13 protein-coding genes are annotated in these 17,965 nt (G+C 46.6%); 4 read left to right on the forward strand and 9 right to left on the reverse strand.

From position 1 onward, the window contains the following. Both GVN20_RS15005 and GVN20_RS15010 read left to right on the forward strand, forming a co-directional pair. Nucleotides 1-1,073: phospholipase domain-containing protein (locus tag GVN20_RS15005; protein ID WP_166559127.1), on the forward strand; the 1,073-nt coding region annotated here is incomplete at its 5' end. A gap of 148 nt (nt 1,074-1,221) precedes the next feature. Then, on the forward strand, nt 1,222-1,743 hold the full coding sequence (locus tag GVN20_RS15010) for a c-type cytochrome (protein WP_114069764.1): 522 nt from the start codon (nt 1,222-1,224) through the stop codon (nt 1,741-1,743). A 150-nt stretch (nt 1,744-1,893) separates the two neighbouring features. Here the strand turns inward: GVN20_RS15010 and GVN20_RS15015 are convergent, their stop codons facing one another. The 6 genes from GVN20_RS15015 to GVN20_RS15040 form a co-directional block, all read right to left on the reverse strand. After that, complete coding sequence (locus tag GVN20_RS15015) at nt 1,894-2,946, reverse strand: sugar phosphate isomerase/epimerase (protein ID WP_166559128.1); 1,053 nt, start codon at nt 2,944-2,946, stop codon at nt 1,894-1,896. Nucleotides 2,947-3,167: 221 nt separating this feature from the next. Beyond that, the gene (locus tag GVN20_RS15020; RefSeq protein ID WP_166559129.1) at nt 3,168-4,934 is read right to left on the reverse strand and encodes a RagB/SusD family nutrient uptake outer membrane protein; all 1,767 of its coding nucleotides are present in this window, start codon (nt 4,932-4,934) and stop codon (nt 3,168-3,170) included. 20 nt (nt 4,935-4,954) lie between these two features. Further along, nucleotides 4,955-8,464, reverse strand: coding sequence for a TonB-dependent receptor (locus GVN20_RS15025; protein WP_229599080.1), 3,510 nt, complete (start codon nt 8,462-8,464; stop codon nt 4,955-4,957). A 239-nt stretch (nt 8,465-8,703) separates the two neighbouring features. Then, nucleotides 8,704-9,804, reverse strand: coding sequence for a FecR family protein (locus GVN20_RS15030; protein WP_166559130.1), 1,101 nt, complete (start codon nt 9,802-9,804; stop codon nt 8,704-8,706). 181 nt (nt 9,805-9,985) lie between these two features. Next, nucleotides 9,986-10,579 (reverse strand): RNA polymerase sigma factor, encoded by a 594-nt coding sequence (locus GVN20_RS15035; protein WP_166559131.1) that lies wholly within the window; start codon nt 10,577-10,579, stop codon nt 9,986-9,988. A gap of 104 nt (nt 10,580-10,683) precedes the next feature. Further along, complete coding sequence (locus GVN20_RS15040; protein ID WP_206023276.1) at nt 10,684-11,832, reverse strand: Gfo/Idh/MocA family protein; 1,149 nt, start codon at nt 11,830-11,832, stop codon at nt 10,684-10,686. 226 nt (nt 11,833-12,058) lie between these two features. Here GVN20_RS15040 and GVN20_RS15045 point away from each other — a divergent pair, with 226 nt between their 5' ends. After that, the gene (locus GVN20_RS15045) at nt 12,059-13,285 is read left to right on the forward strand and encodes a sugar MFS transporter (RefSeq protein ID WP_166559132.1); all 1,227 of its coding nucleotides are present in this window, start codon (nt 12,059-12,061) and stop codon (nt 13,283-13,285) included. A 79-nt stretch (nt 13,286-13,364) separates the two neighbouring features. Here the strand turns inward: GVN20_RS15045 and GVN20_RS15050 are convergent, their stop codons facing one another. Continuing rightward, nucleotides 13,365-14,075, reverse strand: coding sequence for a tetratricopeptide repeat protein (locus tag GVN20_RS15050; RefSeq protein WP_166559133.1), 711 nt, complete (start codon nt 14,073-14,075; stop codon nt 13,365-13,367). A 187-nt stretch (nt 14,076-14,262) separates the two neighbouring features. Here GVN20_RS15050 and GVN20_RS15055 point away from each other — a divergent pair, with 187 nt between their 5' ends. After that, nucleotides 14,263-14,925 (forward strand): hypothetical protein, encoded by a 663-nt coding sequence (locus GVN20_RS15055; protein ID WP_114462601.1) that lies wholly within the window; start codon nt 14,263-14,265, stop codon nt 14,923-14,925. 75 nt (nt 14,926-15,000) lie between these two features. Here GVN20_RS15055 and GVN20_RS15060 read toward each other — a convergent pair whose 3' ends face one another. Next, the gene (locus tag GVN20_RS15060; protein WP_166559134.1) at nt 15,001-15,699 is read right to left on the reverse strand and encodes an MIP/aquaporin family protein; all 699 of its coding nucleotides are present in this window, start codon (nt 15,697-15,699) and stop codon (nt 15,001-15,003) included. A gap of 92 nt (nt 15,700-15,791) precedes the next feature. Next, a complete protein-coding gene (locus tag GVN20_RS15065) occupies nt 15,792-17,903 on the reverse strand; it encodes a PQQ-binding-like beta-propeller repeat protein (RefSeq protein ID WP_166559135.1) in 2,112 nt (703 codons plus the stop codon). Between the last annotated feature and the right edge of the window lie 62 nt (nt 17,904-17,965).

Consider the following 17,965-nt stretch of genomic DNA (forward strand, 5'->3'; position numbering starts at 1 on the left):
GGGCGGGGTCTATTCGCTTGGGGTATCGAGTACCCATGCTGATTGCATCCCCCTGGAGTCGAGGTGGTTACGTAAACTCTCAGGTATTTGACCATACGTCGGTGTTGCAGTTTATGGAACATTTTTTGAGCCATAAAACCAAGAAAAAAATCGAAGAAACTAATATCAGTGCTTGGCGTCGTACGGTCTGCGGTGATTTAACATCGGCTTTCCGACCTTACAACGGCGAAGAAATCAAACTGCCGACGTCGGTGGTCAAAGATGCTTTTATTCAAAGTGTTCACAAAGCCAAATTCAAAAAAGCGCCGTCCAACTTCAAACAACTCAGCGCGGCTGAAATTGAACAAATCAACCAGAATCCCGTCGCATCGCCGCTAATGCCGCAGCAAGAAAAAGGGATTCGCCCTGCCTCCGCCTTGCCCTACGAACTATATGCCGAAGGCAAATTGAGCGCTGATAAAAAATCGTTTCAGATTCAGCTCAGCGCCAAAAATGACGTATTTGGCAAAAAGGCGGTTGGTGCACCTTTTCAAGTATATGCACCGCACAAATACCGCAACCAACCCAGCGGCGCATTTGAAGACCTGAAAGCGTGGTCGTATGCCGTGACCGCCGGCGACACCCTGACGGATACTTGGCCGCTGCAAAATTTCGAGAACGACACCTATCACCTCCGCGTATACGGTCCCAACGGTTTTTTCCGAGAATACAACGGAAATGCCAACGACCCGCAAATCTCTGTGCAATGCGAATACCAGCGGTCTTCGTCGCAGGGCAAACAATTGACAGGCAATGTAGAGTTGAAACTGCGTAACCTAGGTCCGCAGCGAAAAATCAAAGTGAAGATTATTGATAATGCCTACAAAACGCCCACTCAAACCAAAACACTCGACGTCGTATCCAACAAAGGCAGTGTGCTGTCGGTAGTTCTCGACCTTAAAACCAGTTTTGGCTGGTATGATTTCAGCGTGGAGGTAGAAGGGTTTGACAGCTTTGAACAGCGCTTTGCGGGAAGAGTAGAAACGGGGAAAACCTCTTTCAGCGACCCCATCATGGGAAGAGTGGAGTTATAGCACTGCCGTTAGGTCAAACATTGAAGTAACGTTTGTAAAAAGTATCACTAAAAAGGGGCATTTTATTGCTATTTATTGGCTAATAACTTGCACCTTTTTACTTTTTTCATAAGTTTGCTTTTGTAACTTTTTAACCTCCCTTTTTAGCATGAAAAAATGGATTACTGCTCTTTTTGCACTCACGGCAATTGTGTCGTTGGTTGCTCTTACTCCTTCGCCCGTTTCGACCAAGTCGGCCGACCCGCGCGAAGATAGCCTTGCCGCCGACCGCGCCAAATACACCAAAATGGTCAAAGAAGCCATTGCAGGCAAAGAAAAATTACCCGCTGAACAAGTTTTCAAAAACATCAAACTTTTCAAGGGGCAGCCAGCGGAGGCGATATTGGGTATTATGGAAAACCGTTGGAGCAAAACGCTTGGCGTAAGCTGCAGCCACTGCCACAACGTAAACGACTGGGCTTCGGAAGAAAAGCATGACCACGCTATTGCCCGCGACATGGTAGCGATGGTTGGTAAAATCAACGATGATTTGCTGGCTACCATCCCTGCTTACGCCACTAAAGAGCGCAAGCCACGTATCGGATGTAGCACTTGCCACCGTGGTGAGTCCCACCCTGGCCGGCCAAACACAGCCCGCGCTGGCGGTCCTGGCGCCCCTCCTAGAAACTAGCCTTTTGTAACGTCGCAAATAAAAAAGCGTCGGACGGTTTGAAACCGTCTGACGCTTTTTTATTGTGCCAGGATTCTCAAACCCTGACATAAGTTTTTATGGGGAACCTTCCGAAAATTTAAAACTTTCGGAAGGTTTTTATGTGGCAATTTACAAACCAAGCACTTTACGGTTGAAGGCTTCGTCGGTGCCAGTACCCGCAAAATCGTCGAAGGCTTTTTCTGTTACCTGAATGATATGATCAGCAATGAACGGTGCTCCTTCGGCAGCTCCTTGTACGGGTGATTTGATGCAGCACTCCCATTCCAACACGGCCCAACCGTCGTAGTTGTATTGCGAAAGTTTTGAGAAAATACCGCTGAAATCCACCTGACCGTCGCCCAAAGAACGGAAACGCCCCGCCCGGTCGGCCCAACCTTGGAATCCACTGTACACGCCCTGTTTGCCCGTTGGGTTAAATTCGGCATCTTTAACGTGATACGCAAAAATACGCTCGTGGTAGAAATCAATGAATTGGAGGTAATCCAATTGTTGCAACACAAAGTGGCTTGGGTCGTAGTTGATACCTGCCCGTGGGTGATTGCCCACGGCTTCCAGAAACATTTCAAACGTAATTCCGTCGTGGAGGTCTTCGCCAGGGTGAAGCTCATAACCAACGTTGACGCCCGCTTCGTCGAACGCATTCAAAATCGGTGTCCACCGCTTTCCGAGTTCTTTAAAGCCCGTTTCGACCAATCCCGCAGGGCGCTGCGGCCACGGATACAAAAACGGCCACAATAACGCACCCGAGAAAGTTACGTGTGATTTAAGCCCCAAATTTTGTGATGCCTTGGCTGCCCACATCAACTGCTGCACCGCCCATTCGGTCCGGGCCGCAGGATTATTCCGTACTTCGGGCGACGCAAAACCGTCAAACATGGGGTCGTATGCGGGGTGAACGGCCACCAATTGCCCTTGCAGGTGCGAAGAAAGTTCGGTGATTTCAACGCCAATGTCGGCCAATTTTCCTTTGTATTCGTCGCAATACGTTTTTGACTCGGCGGCGGTTTTAAGGTCAATGCAACGCGGATCCCACGTTGGAATTTGAATGCCTTTATACCCCAAATCAGCCATGTAAGCGGCGATGGTATCCAACGAATTAAAAGGGGCTTCGTCGCCCATGAATTGCGCCAAAAATATGGCAGGTCCTTTGATGGTTTTCATTGATTTGAATAAGTAAAAGACTAAAAATTGGTATTTATGCCCGCAATTAAGCAAATCGCTGCAAGCTTTTTGATAAATAGGTAAAGTAAAAAAAAGAATTTTATTACTGTTTTTATAATCGTTATTCTCCCCCACAAACAGCATTAGCTCGGTCATGGCCCGAGCTAATGCGCTAATAGCAAAACAAATACTTAACGTCTTTCCTTCATATTAGACTCAGTCTACCAACCTGGATTTTGGGTAAGTTTTGGATTGGTAATAAGATCTCCCGTTGGAATGGGGTAGTAATAGTTTCTCTCCGCCCATTTTCTGGGAATATTATTCAGCCAAATAAGTTCGCCCGAAGTATCTCCTGAAATAAGCTGAGAATTTGGCTTACCCGCAATAGACGGCGAAACTTCTACGTAGGTTACACCCGGAACTTTGGTTGGTAGCGTTTTATAGAAAGCGACATCCAAAATACCATCTTCGTTCAAGTCCATCGGTTTATTCAGTTCAGGAACGTACATTCCGTTCCATTCCATTTGCATCAACTCCCCCCTTTTCCAGCGCACGATGTCGTCAAAACGGAATCCTTCCAAGCACAATTCAATGCCTCTTTCGCGGCGAATCTCCAACAAAACGGGGTCAGTAATGGCAGGAAAATACGTGGATTGCAGATACTTATCAACCACGGTTGGTTTGGTAGTAAGGCCGCCCGTAATCCCTGCTCTTTTGCGCAATGCTCCGATGGTCAAGGCCCAATCGGCATCCGTAAGTGTTCCGAGCTCCGCTTTGGCTTCGGCATACACCAACAACACTTCGGCATAGCGGAAAATGCTTACTGAGTTGATATTGAGGTCACGGGTATCGTAATACATATCATCCAATGCCCATTTGATAGGCATATAGCCCGTAAACGTATACGAGAAAAGCGGCGGAGATGGCACCAACACTCCCGCGTTTACGCGCTTGTAGTCTCCTGCACGGATGGTTTGGGTTAGCCGCTTATCGCGCCCTTTTACCTCGTCTTTAAACAACATGGTTTTGTAGGCTGGATTGTTGGTAAAGGGCATACCGTCGATGTTCAAGTAAGTATTGATAAAGCTTCGGATAAAACTAGCTTTGTCGCCATATGTACCGCTGGTCCAGTACCAGTTGGCATCATTTAAGTTATTTAATGCCAAATCACACACCGCCGAGAGCATTACTTCGGTCGCAATCGGCGCGCCATTGATAAACACCTGACGGTACGATTTATCAATACCTGCCCCGTCGTACAATTTATACCCCGACTCATCCATTACCTTTTTGGCCGCTACTACTGCTTGGTTTAGCAACCCACTCGCTGTAGCCTGCAACCCCAGATTGGTGTGGTATTTGCGAAACGTCCCTTCGTGGAGGGCAACCCGTGCTTTGAAGGCATAGGCCACGTATTTGGTCACTAAACTACGAGAAGGCTCACTTCCCGTAATGATATTTTGACAGGCAAAATCCAAATCAGCCAACACCGAATCCATCACCATGGTGCGGGGGTCGCGGCCCTTAAATAATAATTCGGTATCGGTCACATCAAGTGGTTTGCCAATCCACGGCACATCGCCAAACCTTTTTACTTTATCGAAATAAAACCACGCTCTGAAAAACTTAGCAATCCCGAGGTAATTATTGCGGACCGTGGCGGGAACCCTGGGGTCATTACAGTTCTGGATGAAATAATTAATATTTCTTAAATCATTCCATGTCCAACCTGAGCTTACTTGGGCGCTGAAGTTACCTTCGGTAATAAACGGTGGCGAATCTCTACGGGCCAAATAGTCCGACATGGCATCGGCCCGGTGAAGATTTTTACCGTTGAACATCGTATAAAACGAATTTGTATAAAGTACCAAACCGCTCTCACTGCCAAATATAGGGCCTTTTGAGGTGGTAGCTTCGGGAAGTTCCTCCAAATTACAGCCCATAAACAAGGCAGAGGTCAGTAATACAAAAATATATTTGAGCTTCATGATCGTGCTTTTTTAAGTGATTAAAACGTGATAGACAAGCCACAGGTGACACTTTTCATCAACGGATAATTATAGGCGTCGCCCGAGTTTCCACCGGGATTAAATACTTGATCGGAAGCCACGGCGCTTTCTACGTCAAAATCACGGGTGATTTTGTACAACGGCGACAATGACCAGATATTCTCGGCCGAAAGAAACACCCGAGCGGCCGATGCGCCGATTTTCCCAGCAATGGTACGCGGCAGATTGTAGCCCAATTGGATATTTTTCAATCGTAGATAAGCTACATTTTGGAGGTATCTGGTCTGGGCGGCGCTGAGGGTTCCGTTGGCATTGCTAGCAATACGAGAAACATATCTTGGGAAATAAGCATCGGGGTTTTGTTCCGTCCAGATATTGCCAAGTTGGCTTTTGGGAATGTCGCCATAAGGACGGTTGTATTGCCCCCAAAATAGGTTTGCTTCCCGACTTGGGTACCAGTTTTGTTTTCCAACACCCTGAAAAAAGGCCGATAAGAAGAAGTTATTCCAATCGGCTCCCAACATCATCCCGTACGTATATCGCGGAGTGGAGTTTCCGATGATTGAACGGTCGCCTGGGTTTTCGATTCTATCAGTACCTGGGGTAATGGCCCCGTCACCATTTACATCTCTGAATTTAATATCGCCCGGAAACCACAGCCCATTAGACGCCGTTCTGAATAAATTTTGGCTAGCGCTGTTTTTCACATCGTCGGCAGACTTAAAAAAACCTTCGGTCTGATACCCCCAAATTTCTCCCAATACCTGCCCTTCGTAATAATCACTCAAAAGTTTTTGCGGATTGTTGTATTTGGTAATCACCGCCTTATAATCAGCGAGGGTCAAGCGAACATCGAAGTTAAAGGGTTTTGAAGCGACCGAAAATTTATCCCGGTACGAAAGCATTGCCTCCCAACCTTTGGTTTCCAAGTCTGCGTAGTTGCCTCGTGGCGCAGCCGCCCCAAACACGGCGGGCAACGTCAAACCCACCGTAAACATATCGGTGGTGGTTCGGATGTACGCATCGGCCACAAACGTGAGTCGATTGGAGAGCATCGACAAATCAATTCCGACGTTTTTGGTGGTGGCGGTTTCCCACGTCAACCCTTCTGGCAACACCGTTGGGTTTCTGGTTTGCTGGGGTCTTTGGCCATTGAGCACCATTGCAGATTGTGAAATCGAGAATTGCTCTAAGTAAGCATACGAGCCAATGTTACCGTTTCCTAGAGAACCGTAGGAAGCCCTGAATTTCAAGTCAGAAATAATGTGTGCGGGCACTTTCCAGAAAGGTTCTTTTGAAACTCTCCAGCCCACAGAATAGGAAGGAAAGAAAGCAAAACGCTGATTGCTGGGGAATTTTGAAGAACCATCGTAGCGGCCATTTAACTCCAACAAATACCTGTCTTTGTAGGAATAATTAAGTCGAGCAAAACCTCCTTGAATTTTCCAGCGCTCCCAGCCACCGGTGGCGTTGATGGCTTGTCCAAGGGCCAAATTGATGTCGTTGGCATCTTCAAAAATCAATCCGTTTCGCTGCGCCGAGAGGCGTCTGAAATTAGACTGTTCGTAGTTGTAACCCGCCAACACTTTCAAATAATGGTTTTCCTTAAACGTATCCTCGTACTCGGTATAAAAGTTCGTGGTCATGTAGGCTGTTTCGCGGTACACATCGTTGATATAATTCGTGGTGGTTCCTACATAAGCTATCGTGCCGGGTTTGATGCTGTAAGGCACGGGCACGGCTTTAGTTCGGTCGTTGTTGTCGGTGTTTTGAATCGTAAAATCACCTTTCACTCTGAATTTATCATTGAAAAACTGGGCCGCAAAACCTGTCGTATTTCTGAACACTTTTTTGTTGTTGTCAATACCGTTTTTGCCATAATAGAAGTCTCCGATACTATACGCCGACGAAAAGGTAAGGGTTCCGTCTGGGTTTAACATGGGAGCTAGCGGGTGACCTTCGTCCGCGATGTTTCTCCATATACCGCCGCCCTCGCCTACGTTGAGCGGGTTGTGGTATTTCATGTCGGAGTATTGCGACATATTGTTGATTTTCAACCAAGGGAAAAGTTGGATTGAACCTTTTCCCGTAAAGTTAAACACCCGATAATCGTCTGAATTGTAGCGAAACAACCCCTCCTGTCCAAAATAACGGCCTGTTATTAAGTAACTTGCCTTGTCGCTGCTCCCTGAAATACTCAGGTTGTGCTCATTCGAACTGTTGTATTTTTTGTATAAATGCCCATAATAGTCGGTACTTCCGTAGTAGACGTACTCGCCCGTCGCGGGGTCAATTTCCACCTCTGGCAATCCTCCTACTTCCGACCTTCTTTTCAGTTCGTTCAAATATGCCTGAGAAAATTTAAGGGTTTTGTTGGCATTTTGGGGAAAAGTACCGCCAAAATTGACAAATGATTCGGCAAACATTGAAGCCCAAGTGTAACCATCAGTGACCAAATCAGGCCTTGCAATCGGTTGTTTGATTGAATAATTGCTTGAATACGTCACGTTGGTTTTTCCCGCCGTAGGATTTTTTGTGGTAATCAGCACCACCCCAAACACCCCCCTAGCGCCATAAATGGACGCAGAAGCGGCATCTTTTAAGAGCGTAATACTGGCTATATCGTTGGGATTCAACAAACTCGGGTCGCCTTCCACGTTGTCAATCAGTACGAGCGCGCTTCCACCTTGACCAATGGATGTGGTACCCCTTATGTTGAAACTAGGGGCCTGATTTGGTTTTCCATCCCCCATTTTAATGTTAAGGTTGGGCAAAACACCCTGAAGCCCTTGGTTGAGGTTGGTCATAGGGCGATTTTCAAACACCTCACTCGTAATCATATCTACGGCCCCCGTTAAATTGGCTTTCTTTTGAACGCCATACCCTACCACAACTACTTCGTTGAGGGTTTTTAGATCGGCTTTAAGCAAAAGAGTGATGCTGGTCTGATTGCCAACCACAATTTCCTGCGGCAAATAGCCCACATAACTAAAAATCAAGATTGCTTTTTCGTCGGGGACTGTCAACGAAAACTCGCCGTTGGCATCGGTTGTGGCACCGCGTTGGGAGCCTTTAATGAGTACGCTTACCCCCGGCAGACCTTCTCCTTTTTCATCATTGACCCGACCTTTTACATTTTGGTCAATGGCCTTGATGGGCGTAAAACCTTTTTTTTCGAGCAATTGCGTTTCGGCTTTGGTCAAAATAATGTACTCACCCGATGCCTCATACGCTAAGTTGAGCGGTTTGAGTAATTTTTCGAGGATAACCGATAACGGCTGCATATTGGCCGAGATAGACACTTTATCATTTTTGGAAACCAGTTGGGGCAGATACGTAAATTTCACATTTGCCGATTTTTCCAAGATGCCCAAAGCTGTTTTGAGCGGTTTGTTCTCGATCTGCACACTCACGTTTCGGGCAAGGGACTCCTGAGCCAGCCCTTCATTGGCGACGGCCAAGCCACTGAGCACGACGCTGATCAACAACTGTAAACATGTGATTCGCATAGCTATAAGCAACAGTTTGCGCTTTTTTGGTAAACTTTCCATACATTTGAATTGGTTTTAGTTCAAGTTTTTTTGAATAAAAACACCCCTCAGCACCCGATTCGTCGGGTATTTGCAGCTAACAAATGAAGGGGCTAAATCAGAGGGTCGGTAATGGTCGCAACATTGCCGACTTCTTTTTTGTAGTTGGGTAGCTATGGGGACATAGAGTAATGGTTAAAAGGTTATAATTTAAGCAATTACGGACACCCTCGGCTCGAAACCACGATTTCGGTCTCGACAATCTCGTAGCGCGCCCCAATCGTTTTACAGATAATATCAAGCTTCACAAAAAGGGATTCATTGCCCAACGGCGCCGTAACCGAACAGTTTTTCATGAGGTCGGCATCATACATAATATTTACACCGTAGGCTTTTTTCAGTTTGGCAAATACTTCGGCTATGGGGGTATTTTCAAAAGTAAAATTGGGCGTCTCTACGGGCTGAGTCACGATGGCTGGCTGCTCCACCAATGCCTTATTGAATTTCTCATTTTGGCGTTCGAAAGTAGCCTGTTGATTGGGCAGGAGGTACAAACTTTGTAAATGATAATTGGCGATTTTTTCGGATTTTTTCAGTTCCGACAGAGAGAAAACCATTACTTTTCCCGTCTTGACGGCCACCACTACTTTTTGCTCCTTAGAATAGGTCTTTACCGTAAAACTCGTCCCTAACACCCTAGTTACCAAATCGTTAGCATACACATAAAAGGGCTTATTTGGATTACGAACTACCTGAAAAAAACCTTCTCCAGTCAAGAAAACCTCTCGCTTATCCCCCGAAAATTTCTCCGAAAAACTCACTTTACTACCTTTTTTTAACTGAACGGTACTTCCGTCAGGTAGCGTTGCGGTATAATCGGAATGGGTATTATTGGAAACCTCGACCCGTGTACTTTCACCGATTTGCGCGGTTATTTCGGGACGTTTCAGTTCAGAAATCGAAATAGGATTTCGCAACCACAACCACCAGCCCAGTCCCGCTGCCAAAACCACTACCGCTGCTATACGCGACCAAATAGGCAGCTTAAAATGGGCTTTAAAAGTTAAAGAAGGTTTTTCTACCAACCGTACTATTTTCTCTACTTCCAGCGAAATCTCATCTTCGTTGATGGCGGTAGGCTGGTTTTTCAGGCCCAGCAACAGCAGGCGGGCCTGCGTAATCGTTTCCAATTTTTCGGGATGTGCCTCCGTCCAAAATTCCCAAAAAGCAGTATGCTCGGGCGAGGTTCCCTTTACCCAAAGGCAAAAAGATTCATCCGTTACGAAGTCTTCAACTTTAAATTTACTATAATCTATCATAGAAAAAATAGTACTTATTAGAGCATACAATAAGGTATATCCAAAGAATGCCTCCCGATACTCATTGAAAGTCAAAAATTTTTGCGCAAAAGAAGAAATTATTTCCCGTCGGGGATAATTTGAATCATTATCAAATTGTCAAGACTCAAAGTAGGCTAGAGCATCTAACTGAGAGTCAGAGCTATTGTCCACTCCAGGTTAGCAACAGAATACCGAGGGTGGTCAGAAAAAAACGGGCTTTGAGCAGGCGCAGGCCATTGTGCAGCAAATTGGCGACGGATTGACGGTTGATGTGCATCACCTCCGCAATTTCATCATTGGTAAGGTCTTGGTAGAATTTAAGAAAAAGCACTTCCTGCTGCCGTTTGGGAAGCGCCTTAAGGTGAAGATTTAACTTTGCAACGATACCTTGGGTGGATTCCGTTGAAATAATCAACGCTTCTTCCGAATCAGCCACTTCCAACTGCTCGAAATAATCTTCAGAAGCCCGTAATTGCTGTTTTTGCAATTCTTTATACAAGCGGTTACGAACAATCTTGAGGAGGTAGAGCTTTACGTTTTCGTTGGAGTCAATTTGCCCTCTTTTTTGCCAAACCAACAACAACACATCCTGAATGACATCCTTGATAAGCTCACGGTCTTTGGTAAATTTTCGTCCGTAATCAAACAACAGCCGATAATACCGCAAGGAAATCTCCCCAAAAGCAGCCGTATCGCCCGCTTTCAGTCGCTCCCAAAGCAAGGATTCTTCCTGTTGAATCTGACTGAGAATCATGGACGTATAAAAAACATCGTTCAAAGTAGGTTTGTCAATAATTGAATCATTTTCGAAAAGAATTGAGGAGCGGTTTTTTGTTTTCCGCTCCTCAACCTTTTTGACTAACTCTTAAATTTCACCCATTTACTATTGCTTTTGCCGGAGGCAATGACCGTTTCGACAAACTGCATTCCGCGGATTCCGTCGTCGATGGTTGGGAAATCTAAGTCAAATTCGTTGGGCTCTTCGCCGTTCATGCGCTTGCGCACCGTACGCGCAAAATTTCGGTAAACATTGGCAAATGCCTCCAGATAGCCTTCAGGATGTCCAAAAGGAATACGCGTGTGGGCATTGGCCGAGTCAGATAATTTACCGACCGATGGCTGATAGATTTGGTATCCTTCGGTCGTTTTATGGTGTAAGTACTGGGGGCGTTCTTGGTGCCATTGCAGCGTTCCCAATTCGCCATACACTCTGATATTCAACCCATTCCAATCTCCATTGGAGATTTGGCTGCAATGCAAAATCCCGTTGGCACCATTGTCAAAATGAAGCAATACGTTGGCATCATCGTCCAGTACACGTCCTTCTACTACTCGGTTCACATCGGCGCATAGTTCGGTGATTTTCAGTCCTGTAATGTATTCGGCCAAGTTTTCGGCGTGCGTACCAATATCCCCCACGGCGCCGGCAATACCCGACCGTTTGGGGTCGGTACGCCATTCGGCTTGTTTTGCGCCTTCTTTTTCAATCGGGAACGACAACCAGCCTTGCGGGTATTCTACAATCACTTTGCGGATTTTACCTAACAAGCCATTTTTGATGAGTTGGCGGGCTTCTTTCACCATCGCATAGCCTGTATAATTATGCGTAAGGGCAAAGGTTAAGCCTGTGTTGACAATAATATCTTTGAGTTTTTTGGCTTCTGACAAAGAAAACGTAACGGGTTTGTCGCAAATGACGTGAAAGCCATTTTCCAATGCCATTTTGGCGGGGCCAAAGTGCATGTGGTTGGGCGTCACAATCGACACCGCGTCGATGCGGTCTTTACGCCGTTTTTCTTTCTGAATCATTTCTTTATAATCGCCATAGCAACGCGATGGGTCGAGCATGAGGTCTTCGCCCGACGCTTTCGATTTTTCGGGCGTAGAACTAAAAGCCCCGCATACGAGGTCAATCTCACCGTCGATAGCAGCGGCAATTCGGTGAACCCCACCGATAAAAGCCCCACGGCCTCCACCTACCATCCCCATTCTGATTTTACGAGCCATATACTTTTGAATTTTTGTGATTTGGTATTTTATTTCAATAAATATTCAGTTTGTTGAGCGTTTCGCCTTTTATAATTGAATGTAAATCAACACTTGCGGCGTCTCATTTTAGTAGGCAAAGTAAAAAAAAACCTTTTTCTCACGAAGTTTGGGTAAAAAAATCAAAATTAATACTTTGCCTGCTTGTGTAAGATGTCTTATCTAACCTTTAACCAACTTTTCAAAAATGATCAACAAAGCAAGACTTTTTAACGGAAGCTGTTTTGCGCTAATAACAACAGCTTTTTCATTCAGTATTCGGGCTGGAATTCTGGCACAATTAGGAACAGAGTTTAATTTAACTGCTGAGCAACTCGGTTTCATTAACTCTATGTGGTTCTTGGGCTTTCCCTTAGCCATGATCATCGGCGGATTGGTTTATCATACCGTCGGCCCCAAAAAAATCATGATGATTGCGTTTGTATCGCACGCGTTAGGTATCGTATTAACCATTTATTCAGGAGGTTACATCGGCCTTTTGATTTCTACCTTTTTAATCGGTTTAGGCAATGGCTGTACCGAAGCGGCCTGTAACCCTATGATTGCCGATACCTATTCCGGTGCCGAAATGAGCAAAATGTTAAACCGCTTCCACATGTGGTTTCCGGGTGGAATCGTCGTTGGCAGTTTGATCTCTAAATTCATGACCGATGCCAACACCGGCTGGCAGGCACAAATATGGTTGATCATGATTCCAACCCTGATCTACGCGTATCTGTTCTGGGGTCAGGCATTTCCAAAACCAAAGACCGAAGGTGTTACTTCATTGGGTGAAAACCTGAAAGCGATGTTTACTCCTTTGTACATCTTCATGTTCTGCTGCATGGCCCTTACCGCTATCTCAGAATTCGGACCTCAGCAATGGACCGGCCTGATCATGAGTAAATCAGGGGCAAGTCCGATGTTGATTTTGGCGTTGGTAACGGGACTTATGGCCGTTATCCGGTATTTTGCCGGACCGATTGTCGCAAAATTTGACCAGACTGGCGTATTGTTGGGCTCGGCTGTATTAGCCACCATCGGTGTTTATTTATTCAGTACACAAACCGGTACAATGGCTTATGTGGCTGCCGTATTTTTTGCCATGGGAGTAGCATTATTTTGGCCCAATATGATCGGTTTTATTGCGGAAAAAGTACCCCTAAGCGGCGCTTTAGGAATGTCAATTTTGGGGGGAGTCGGTATGTTTTCGACTTCTATCTTCCAACCCTTCATAGGTCAATGGATTGATAACGCTCGCGCTGAAAAAACAGCTCTCGGCTTAACCGGCGATGAAATGGAGTTGGCGGCTGGTCAGGCTACGCTCAGTACCATGGCTATTTTCCCAGCGGTTTTGATTGTTGCCTTCACTATTCTGTTTTTTTGGATGCGTAATTACAAAACGGAAAAAACTGCGACTGCCGCCGCGCACTAGTCGTTTGCCGTAGTTTTATAAACAAAACACCCCGCTAAGTTATTTGGCGGGGTGTTTTGTTGTAGGGGCGGGCCTGCGGTTATTTGCAATATTGTTCAATGGATGCTTTGGCGGCGGGATATTTTAACCGCTCGGCCTGCTTAAGATTGAGGCATCCAACTTCTTTTTGATTCTCTAAAATTTGCGCAACTCCCAACGCGTGAAACGCTTTGCCGAACTTGGCATCGGACTTGACCGCTTTTTCAAAGTATTCAATAGCACTCTTAAACTCTTCCCTTTGGAATAAAACATTGCCGCGATTGTACCACGCCAAGGCATTGGTCGAATCAAGAACAGTAGCCTGCTCAAAGTCCCGAAGGGCAGCATCGGGCTGCGCCAAGGCAGCCAATAGCTGACCTCGGTTGACAAAAATCTCCGCATTTTTGGGGTCTAGTCGAACCGCTTCGGCATAATCTTTCAACGCGCCGTCGCCGTCATTCTGGGCTACTTTCAACAACGCCCGGTTGTAATACGGGCGGTAATAATCGGGTTTCAATTTGAGGGCTTGGTCATAATCGAGCAAGGCATTTTGGTACTCTTTTAGCTCATAATACACCACGCCACGGGCGTTTAGGGCTTCGTAGTTACTGTTATCGCTTTCAATGGCTCCATTTAAAAACGTCAGCGCTTCGCGAAACTTCCCTTCTTTCATCAGGGCTTTACCTTTCTCAAATTTATCTTCTGACGAAAAACTGCACGATTGAAGACCCAAAATTAAACTGCTTAAAAGAATTAGAAGTAGGTGTTTCATTGATTAGTGGTTGAATTGAACGCCCAAAGATACAAGCGAATGATAGCGATGCCAATAAATCGATTGACCATAAGTAACCGTTCAGTAAGTTTTTATGACATTTCAACCCAATCCCTGGCTCAGAACGACCAGAAAACCTGTACATTTCGACTTTCAAAAATCATCACATCAAACAGCACAAATGATAATGAATAAGAAGCTAGCGGCGCTTATGATTGGGCTCCTGAGTCAGGTGGCCATGGCGCAAATCTCAAACGACAACAGTCTCTCCGTTCAGGTAGACGGCAAAGAATACAAAACCGCCCCGCGACGGATACGAATGGGTAACGTATGGTACATTACGGCCAATGCCACCAGCCCCGACAAATCACTGCGTTTTTGGTTTGTTACTTGGTCCAACAGCGACTTGCCAGAAGTGGGACTTTACAAAATCGTTGATGAAGATTTCAACGGAAAGAATACGGTTCAGCCAATCATGGCCGAGGGTAAATACAAAGGTGTGGCGTACGTTAAGTATGTAGAAGAAACCAAATCGCCGCGCATGGAATACCACGTGGGAAAATCGCGTCGGGAAAACGGGGGAGAAATTGAAGTGACCAAAGCCGCCGACGGATTTTTGGAAGGAAAATTTTCGGGCACACTAGATGGCACTCATTTCAAAGAAAAAACGTCAGCTACGGCATTGGGAGGGCTAGGTCGCCTGAAAGGCAAACTAGAAGATAAGGTCTTTACGAGCGCCACGGGTTATGACTCTGACATCGACCCCGAAGGAAGAGGCTATAAGAAACAGGATACGAAAGACGAAATTGTCTTGTCGGGTGGGGTTTTTAAACTCAAATTTGAGAAGTGAAAATTTCTCACGCAAAGGCGCTAAGACGCAGGAATTTCTTAGCGCCTTTGCGCCCCGTGCGGTGAGAAAATAGCTTTACAAAAATAAAAGTCCAGCGATAATAGCGCCCGTAACTGGTCCAGCAATCGGCACCCAAGCGTATTTCCAATCGGAATCACCTTTGCCAACGATAGGCAAAATAGCGTGCGCAATACGCGGCCCTAAATCGCGGGCAGGGTTGATGGCGTATCCCGTGGTTCCCCCCAATGAAAGCCCAATAGCCCACACCAAAATACCAACGGCAAATGGCCCCAAGCCCGTCGTAACGGCCCCAATTCCTTTGATTCCCATCAATAAAACGATGGTGCCGATTACTTCACTAAAAAAATTGGAACCCGAAGCGCGAATGGCGGGGTCGGTGGCAAAAGTGGCCAATTTAGCTCCTTTATCTTCGGTTTTGGCGTATTGTGGTAAGTGATACAACCACACTAAAGTTCCCCCCAAAAAAGCCCCAATCATCTGAGCACTCACATAATCCACTACTTTGCTGTATTCGTTTTGCGCAACGGCAAAACCAATCGTGACGGCAGGGTTGAGGTGGGCATCGTAACCGCCAAAGGCTTTCGCCACAAAAATACCGATGGTGACCGCAAATGCCCAACCGGCAGTAATGACAATCCAGCCACCGTTATGGCCTTTGGTATTTTTTAAAACAACATTGGCAACCACACCGTTGCCTAATAAAATCAAAACGAGTGTGCCGAGCAGCTCGCCCAAAAAAGGAGAAGGAGTCATTTAAGTGTAGAGGGTTAAGTTTAGCGTGTAAAGGGTTTGAGTTTAAAGAGTAGGCAAAACAGTAAAGGTTCGCAATTAAATACAAAAACATCTTATGGCAATGCAAAAGCCACGTATTTATCACCTGATTTGGTTTTTAGTTTTCCACCACCGCACGCAATGACAACGTACTGCTTGCCTGCAATCGAGTAAGTACTTGGCGACGCATAACCCGCCGCGGGAAGTTGGGTTTGCCAGAGTTGTTTTCCCGTTTTTTTGTCAAATACTCGTAATCGCTCATCACGGGTAGCGGCAATGAAGAGCAAGTCGCTGGCCGTTATGAGTGGACCGCCGTAGTTGTCAGTGCCCGTAATGGGTATTCCTTTGGCCGTCAATTCAGGATATTCGCCCAAAGGAACTTGCCACAAGCGCTCGCCCGTGTTTAAATCGGTGGCCGTAAGGGTCCCCCACGGCGGCTGACTGATGGGATAGCCATTGCGGTCGTACCACCGATTGTAACCCGTATGCTGATACGGCAACGCCCCTCCTTTTGAGCTAACCACCTGTTTATCTGACTCTTTCTGAAAAACAAAATCAACTATGGCTTGGCGCTCAGCCACCGAAAGGTGCGCAAACGGCGGCATCATGCCCCGCCCTTTGGGAATAAGTTTGTGGAGGGCATCGGCCGTAAGTCGCTTGTTGATATTGACCAATGATGGATACGAGCCATCATGATTGCCACGTCGGTCTGTTCCGTGGCAGGCCGCGCAGTTTTGCTTATACAATTGGGCTCCCGTTACAAATCCCCCGTTTGTTTCCTGATTTTTGATTACTAGCGAGGTATACACGGGAATTTCTTTGGAAGGAATGTACAACACTCCCTGCGGGTCGGCTGCCGCCCCACCCCATTGCCCGCCGCCGTCGGTGCCCGGAAAGAAAATCGTCGTTTCTTTTCCAATGGGTATGTACGGGCCACCAGTACGTGATTTCCGAATCAACCCCAGAATCGAATCGCGGTCGGCCACAAATGAATTTAGATCTTGTTCCACAAACCGCTGCCGGGCAAAATACGTAGGTCTGAGGGGTATCGGCTGCGACGCAGCGGGAAATTCCCCAGGTACGGCATCATAGGAATACTTTCTATCTTCGATAGGAAACAGCGGTTTTCCCGTCACGCGGTCAAAGACAAAAATGTAGCCCTGCTTCGTAATTTGCGCCACGGCGTCCACTTTTCGGGGCCGACCGTCGGGGCCGTTGTGCATCACTGTAAGTAAGTTGGGCGGAGCGGGCGGGTCCCGGTCCCAAATATCGTGTCTGACGAGTTGATAATGCCAAAGTCGCTTGCCCGTGTTGGCATCCAGTGCTAAAAGACAGTTGGCAAAAAGATTATCTCCTTTGCGATTTCCGCCATAAAAATCAAACGCCGCCGAGCCTGTCGGTGCATACACGATACCCCTCTCACGGTCGATGGCCATACCCGCCCACGCGTTGGCACCACCAATGTTTTGCCGCGAATTGGCCGGCCACGTATCAGCGCCCAACTCACCCATTTGGGGAATGGTACGAAACGTCCACACTTTTTTACCCGTCCGCACATCATACGCACGGATGTCGCCCAGAAGCGCGGTTTCGCTTTCCGACACCCGAACTCCGACAATGAGCAAGTTTTTAAAGATAACGTTGGGTGTATTGGCCACCACATACTCATCCGCGCCCGGGCGTTCGAGGCCTTCTTTGAGGTTGATTCGTCCGTTTTGGCCAAATGAGGCAATGGGTTTTCCCCGCAGGGCATCAAAGGCATAGAGCCATTTTCCCGCCCCAAAAAAGATAATTTTTTCTTGTCCTTCACGCCAGTAAGTTACCCCACGACTGGTAGTGCCTTCGGTTTCGGTAACTTTGGATTTCCAGATGGGGTTTCCGTTGGCGGCATCGAGCGCAAACACTTGAGTATTGGCCGAAACACCGTATAAAATTCCGTCGACAATAATGGGATTGCACTGCATTTGGGTACGGTGCCCAATGGTATCCGCCCCTCCCGATGCGTACGTCCACGCCACTTTGAGTTGAGAAACATTCTCGGCATTAATTTGGGCCAGGGGAGAATAATGATTGCGGGCACCATTTCCGTTGTATTCGGGCCAATTTTCTCCATTTTCGGGAAGGTTGGGTGCGCTGACCAGGGCCGTAATGACCGCTAAAAAGGCAACAAAGGGTACTATTTTCATAAAGGAGAGGATTTCGATACCAAACTGTTTATAAAAGCATTTTCTGGGGTTTTCTACCAAAT

The organism is Runella sp. CRIBMP (assembly GCF_009905605.1).
Taxonomy (GTDB): Bacteria; Bacteroidota; Bacteroidia; order Cytophagales; family Spirosomataceae; genus Runella.

Bases quoted from the DNA above. Each gene is read 5' to 3' on its own strand.
- GVN20_RS15055 (WP_114462601.1), top strand. From the start codon at position 14,263: ATGAATAAGAAGCTAGCGGCGCTTATGATTGGGCTCCTGAGTCAGGTG.
- GVN20_RS15045 (WP_166559132.1), top strand. From the start codon at position 12,059: ATGATCAACAAAGCAAGACTTTTTAACGGAAGCTGTTTTGCGCTAATA.
- GVN20_RS15065 (WP_166559135.1), bottom strand. From the start codon at position 17,903: ATGAAAATAGTACCCTTTGTTGCCTTTTTAGCGGTCATTACGGCCCTG.
- GVN20_RS15010 (WP_114069764.1), top strand. From the start codon at position 1,222: ATGAAAAAATGGATTACTGCTCTTTTTGCACTCACGGCAATTGTGTCG.
- GVN20_RS15025 (WP_229599080.1), bottom strand. From the start codon at position 8,464: ATGCGAATCACATGTTTACAGTTGTTGATCAGCGTCGTGCTCAGTGGC.
- GVN20_RS15050 (WP_166559133.1), bottom strand. From the start codon at position 14,075: ATGAAACACCTACTTCTAATTCTTTTAAGCAGTTTAATTTTGGGTCTT.
- GVN20_RS15035 (WP_166559131.1), bottom strand. From the start codon at position 10,579: ATGATTCTCAGTCAGATTCAACAGGAAGAATCCTTGCTTTGGGAGCGA.
- GVN20_RS15020 (WP_166559129.1), bottom strand. From the start codon at position 4,934: ATGAAGCTCAAATATATTTTTGTATTACTGACCTCTGCCTTGTTTATG.
- GVN20_RS15015 (WP_166559128.1), bottom strand. From the start codon at position 2,946: ATGAAAACCATCAAAGGACCTGCCATATTTTTGGCGCAATTCATGGGC.
- GVN20_RS15030 (WP_166559130.1), bottom strand. From the start codon at position 9,804: ATGATAGATTATAGTAAATTTAAAGTTGAAGACTTCGTAACGGATGAA.
- GVN20_RS15040 (WP_206023276.1), bottom strand. From the start codon at position 11,832: ATGGCTCGTAAAATCAGAATGGGGATGGTAGGTGGAGGCCGTGGGGCT.
- GVN20_RS15060 (WP_166559134.1), bottom strand. From the start codon at position 15,699: ATGACTCCTTCTCCTTTTTTGGGCGAGCTGCTCGGCACACTCGTTTTG.